The 4,389-nt window shown below is 70.3% G+C and carries 4 protein-coding genes; 3 read left to right on the plus strand and 1 reads right to left on the minus strand.

What is annotated here, in order from left to right:
• Positions 1–820: peptidoglycan DD-metalloendopeptidase family protein (locus WBL05_RS06265; RefSeq protein WP_424224519.1), on the plus strand; the 820-nt coding region annotated here is incomplete at its 5' end.
• A gap of 29 nt (positions 821–849) precedes the next feature.
• On the opposite strand, the gene WBL05_RS06270 is transcribed toward WBL05_RS06265, so the two are convergent.
• A complete protein-coding gene (locus WBL05_RS06270; RefSeq protein ID WP_424224520.1) occupies positions 850–1,785 on the minus strand; it encodes a tyrosine recombinase XerC in 936 nt (311 codons plus the stop codon).
• Between the two features lie 200 nt (positions 1,786–1,985).
• Here WBL05_RS06270 and def point away from each other — a divergent pair, with 200 nt between their 5' ends.
• Together def and WBL05_RS06280 are read left to right on the plus strand one after the other, a co-directional pair.
• Positions 1,986–2,579, plus strand: coding sequence for a peptide deformylase (gene def, locus WBL05_RS06275; protein ID WP_424224522.1), 594 nt, complete (start codon positions 1,986–1,988; stop codon positions 2,577–2,579).
• A 22-nt stretch (positions 2,580–2,601) separates the two neighbouring features.
• Positions 2,602–4,320 carry an NAD-dependent malic enzyme gene (locus WBL05_RS06280; protein ID WP_424224524.1) on the plus strand — a complete coding sequence of 573 codons (1,719 nt, stop codon included), beginning with the start codon at positions 2,602–2,604 and terminating at the stop codon, positions 4,318–4,320.
• The last annotated feature ends 69 nt before the right edge of the window (positions 4,321–4,389 follow it).

Genomic DNA, 4,389 nt, shown 5'->3' on the forward strand with positions numbered 1-4,389 from the left:
GCGCGGCTTCCAGGTTGGCGAGCACGACTGGTTGCCCGGCCACCGCGGCGTCGACCTCGCTGGACACCCCGGACAATCCGTGGTGGCGGCCGCTGCCGGGACGGCCAGCTGGATCGGCACGATCGCGGGGGTCCCGATGCTGACGATCCAGCACCCGGACGGATTGCGCTCCACTTATCAACCGGTTGAGGCCATCGTGCCGAGAGGTGCGGCGGTGACGGCCGGACAGCCCGTCGCCGTGCTGGTCGATGGGCACTGCGCCGCGCAGGCCTGCCTGCACCTCGGGCTGCGCGACGGCGAGGTCTACCTGGATCCGCTTGCCTGGTTGGGTGGGCAGGCGACCGGCGAGGTTCGGCTGCTGCCGCGATCGGCGGTGCCGCGTCAGCAACCCCCTCCGGGATGGGCCGAGTCTGGGGTGGAGCCGCTGGTCGCGGGCATGCTGCCGGTGGCCGGCCCGATCACGTCCGGATTCGGCTCCCGGCTCGGCCCGATCACCGGGGCGACGGAGTTCCATGACGGCGTCGACATCGGCGCGACATGCGGGACGCCGGTGCAGACCAGGCGGCCGGGCGTGGTGAGCTTTGCCGGCAGCCAGGGCGGCTATGGTCTGCGGGTCGAGATCGACCACGGCATGGTTGACGGTGCTCGGCTGACATCGTCGTACTCGCACCTGTCATCGTTCGGAGTGGACGTCGGCCAGCAGGTTCCGGCCGGCAGCCCGGTCGGGCTGGTCGGCAGCACGGGGTGGTCCACCGGGTGCCACCTGCACTATGGCGCCACGGTCGACGGACGGGCGGTCGACCCGTTGACGGTGCCATGAGCAGCCCGGCAGACCGGGTGGGATGCCGGTCAGGCCCGCGGGTGCGCCTGTTGATAGGCGGCCTTCAGCCGCTCGTTGCTGACGTGGGTGTAGATCTGCGTGGTGGCCAGCGACGCATGACCAAGCATCTCCTGGACGCTGCGCAGGTCGGCGCCGCCCTCCAGCAGGTGGGTGGCCATCGCGTGCCGCAGGCCGTGCGGGCCAACGTCGGGCACGTCCGGGATGGCCCGCATCGCCCGGTGGACGACGCGACGTGCGACCCGCTGGTCGAGCCGTCCGCCGCGCGCCCCCAGGAAGACCGCCTGGCCGGAGGCCGGGCCCGCCCATTCGGCACGCCGTGCCACCCAGGCGTCCACAGCGCGCAGCGCCGGTTGACCGACCGGCACGCTGCGCTGCTTGTTGCCCTTGCCCAGCACCCGGACGACGCCCCGGTCATGGTCCACGTCGGGCAGATCGAGGCCGCACAACTCACCCACCCGCAGTCCGGAACCGTAGAGGAGCTCGAGGATGGCCACGTCCCGCACGCCGGCCGGGGTCTCATCCAGCAAAGCCGCGTCCACGATCGCGGTCAGCAGCGTCCGGGCGTCGGCCTGGCCGAGGGTCCGGGGCAGCCGCCTGGGCACCTTGGGCGACCTGAGCCCGGCAGCCGGGTCGACATCGGTGAGCTGCTGCGATCGCGCCCAGCGGAAGAAGACCCGCACCGCACCACTGCGGCGTTGCAGGGTGGCAGGCGCCAGGCCTGCGGCCTGCTGGGTGGCCAACCAGCCGCGCAGGTCGGGCAGTTCCACCTGGTCGAGCCGGTCGATGCCCTGCCCGGCGAGGTGGCCGAACAGGTCGCCGAGGTCGCTGCGGTACGCCCGGATGGTGTGCTCCGACCGGTTCGACTGCAGCCGCTGGTGGTCGGCGAAGGCGTCGAGCACGCCCAGCCAGGCGGCCGGCAGTTCGGTGTCGTTCTCGGCTGTCATCGCCTCTTTCCCCCATGATTCGCCGCCATGCCGAGGCCCAGCCGATTCCGGACGCCGCCGGCCAGGCACCAGCCGCCACCACAAGCATGGCCCGGTCGGGCTGAACCTGGCGGCACCACGGCGGGTGGGTCGGCTAGGTTTGTCCGGTGCAGGCGTTGGGCAGCTCGCCCACACCAAAGGGTCATCGAGGATGGGACAGGATGCCGACTCCACGGGAATGGGCTGCGAAGGGCAACGTGCGCCGGGTTACGCGCTGGAACGAACCGGTGATGCACTCCCCCACCCGGCCGGTGACCGAGTTCGGCCCCGAACTGCACCAACTGGTCGCCGACATGTTCGCCACCATGGAGGTTGCCGAAGGTGTCGGATTGGCAGCCCCGCAGGTCGGTGTCGACTTGTCCGTCTTCATCTACCACTGCCCCGACGCCGACGATCGTCTGCACCACGGAGTGGTCTGCAACCCGGTGATCACCCTGCCCGAGGGCAAGGACCGCCGGCTGGACGCCACCGAGGAGGGCTGCCTGAGCTGGCCGGGCGCCTACCAGCCGCTGGCCCGCCCCGACCAGGCGATCTGCGAGGGCCTCGACGAGACCGGGCAGCCGGTCCGGATTGAGGCCACCGGGCTGCTGGCCCGGTGCGTCCAGCACGAGACCGACCACCTGAACGGAACCGTGTTCGGCGACCGGCTGTCCAGCCGTTCGCGCCGGCTGCTCGACCGGCAACATGAGCAACTCGCCCACCTGTACCCGGACGACTGGCCGATCTCGCCGAAGGGCGTCCAGAAGGCGATGTAACCAAGCAGCAGAAAGGCCCGACGTGTCCAAGGACTTCGAACTAGTGCGCCGCGACGGGCGCGACATCGCCCGGATCTCGTGCCGCGGCCGGGACGTGCTGAACCACCCGATGATCAACTTCGGCACCGCGTTCACCGCCGAGCAGCGGGCAGAGCTGGGCATCACCGGGCTGCTGCCGAATGCAGTGATCAGCATGGACGCCCAGTTGCGCCGGGTCTACCGGCAGTACAGCCAGGAGCCCAGCAACCTGGCCAAGTACAACTACCTGACCACCATGCAGGACCGCAACGAGACGCTGTTCTACCGGCTGCTGACCGAGAACATCGAGGAGATGCTGCCCATCGTCTACACCCCCACCATCGGGCAGGCGATCCAGGAGTACAGCCACTGGTTCCACAAGCCGCGCGGGGTCTACCTCGACATCGACAATCCGGATGCCATCCGCTCGGCCCTGCTGGCCGACGACAAGGACCCCGACGAGGTCGACCTGATCGTGGTGACCGACTCCGAGGGCATCCTGGGCATCGGCGACCAAGGGGTCGGCGGGGTCGCGATCTGCGTCGGCAAGCTAAGCGTCTACGTCGCCGCCGCCGGCATCCACCCGCACCGGGTGCTGCCCGTGGTGCTGGATACCGGTACTGACAACCTCGATCTGCTCAACGACCCGGCCTACCTCGGCGTCCGGCACGCCAGGGTGCGCGGCGAACGCTACGACGAGTTCGTGCAGCGCTTCGTCACCGAGGTCACCGAGTGCTTCCCGAACGCCCTGCTGCACTGGGAGGACTTCGCCGCCGGCAACGCCCACCGCATCCTGAATCGCTACCGCGACCAGATCTGCACCTTCAACGACGACATCCAGGGCACCGCCGGGGTGGTGGTCGCCGCCATCCTGCCGGCGGTGAAGAGCTCGCACACCGACCTGGCCGACCACCGCATCGTCGTCCACGGCGCCGGCACCGCCGGGGTGGGCATCGCCAACCTGCTGGTAGACGCCATGGTGGCCACCGGAATGAGCCGCCAGGAGGCGACGAGCCGGTTCTGGGGCCTGTCCAGCCGTGGTCTGCTGGTGGCCGGCGGCCGGATGCGGGACTTCCAGGAACCGTTCGCCCGCAATGTCGACGAACTGGCCGACTGGCAGTGCCGCACACCCGGCAGCTACGAGTTGGCGGACGTGGTGCACAACGTTCGGCCGACCATCCTGATCGGCGCCTCCGCCCAACCCGGGGTGTTCACCGAACAGATCGTCCGCGAGATGGCGTCCTACAGTGAGCGCCCGATCATCATGCCGCTGTCGAACCCCACGGCCCGGGCCGAGGCGATCCCGGCCGACCTGCTGAACTGGACCGACGGCCGGGCCCTGATCGCCACCGGCTCCCCGTTCCCCGACGTCACCTATGCCGGCACCCGCTTCCAGATAGCGCAGGCCAACAATGCGTTGATCTTCCCCGGCATCGGGCTGGGGGTGATCACCTGCCGGGCCAGCCGGGTCACCGACACCATGATCGCGGCCGCGGCGGCCGCCCTGGCGTCCGTGGTCACCGATCGGCGCAAGGGTGCCTCGCTGCTGCCCAGGATGTCGCAGTTGCGGGCCATCTCGGCCAAGGTGGCGCTGGCGGTCGCCGAGGCCGCTCAGTCCGAGGGCTTGGCCGGGCGAATCCTGGCCAACCCTGTCCAGGAGGTCTACGAGGCGATGTGGCAGCCGCGTTACCCGGAGATCGAGGTGGTCGAACCACCTGCCTGACGCCGGACCGCCGGACGCGTCCCCCCGGGCCGCGGCGCTCGGGGCGGCCAGCCCGCCAGACGCGCTATC

Origin of the sequence: Brooklawnia sp., from assembly GCF_049651565.1 — a bacterium.
In the GTDB taxonomy this organism is placed as follows: domain Bacteria; phylum Actinomycetota; class Actinomycetes; order Propionibacteriales; family Propionibacteriaceae; genus Brooklawnia.